This window comes from Streptomyces sp. SID5785 (assembly GCF_009870065.1).
Classification (GTDB): domain Bacteria; phylum Actinomycetota; class Actinomycetes; order Streptomycetales; family Streptomycetaceae; genus Streptomyces.
The window spans coordinates 1-511 of the sequence record NZ_WWIA01000675.1; the positions used below are offsets into that span (position 1 = coordinate 1).

Annotated in this window: 1 protein-coding gene; it reads right to left on the reverse strand. The window is 75.7% G+C overall.

All coding sequences use genetic code 11. The annotated features are described in order from the left end of the window. On the reverse strand, window positions 1-219 hold a 219-nt coding region (locus GTW43_RS21785; protein ID WP_237536743.1), incomplete at its 3' end, for a hypothetical protein. Between the last annotated feature and the right edge of the window lie 292 nt (window positions 220-511).

The following is a 511-nucleotide window of genomic DNA, read 5'->3' on the forward strand; positions in this document are numbered from 1 at the left end:
GCCGTCGCCGGAGACGACCACGGCGCCGCCGCCCGCCGCCCCGCCGTCGACGGACGCGTACGCGCAGTCGCCCGTGCGGGCCAGGGCGGCGGCGCCCGACGGCGCCCCGCAGAGCCAGGCCGTCGCGAGCACCGCGAGGACCCGGACGGCCACGGCGGGCCAGGTCCGCCGGGCGCGCCGCACGGCGGAGTGCGCTGAGAAGATCACGACGGAGATCACGACGGAGATCATGGGCGGCGCCCGCACCGGACACGCCCGCGCGGACGGCGAATACTCCGAACGTGCGGAGTGTGCCCGCGTCGGGTTTGCGCGTCCGCCGTCCCTCCCGTGGGGCACGAATCTTGCGCCGCGTTGAACACACCCCCCGTCCCCGCCCGTACCCAGGGGCATGCACGGAGCCGACCGGCTCGGTGCAACACCCAAGCAATCAGCGGGAGTTGACGATGAAGACCTCCTGGCGCAGCGCCTCCCTCGTGGCGACGGCCGCGGCGGTGCTGGCCCTGACGACGGC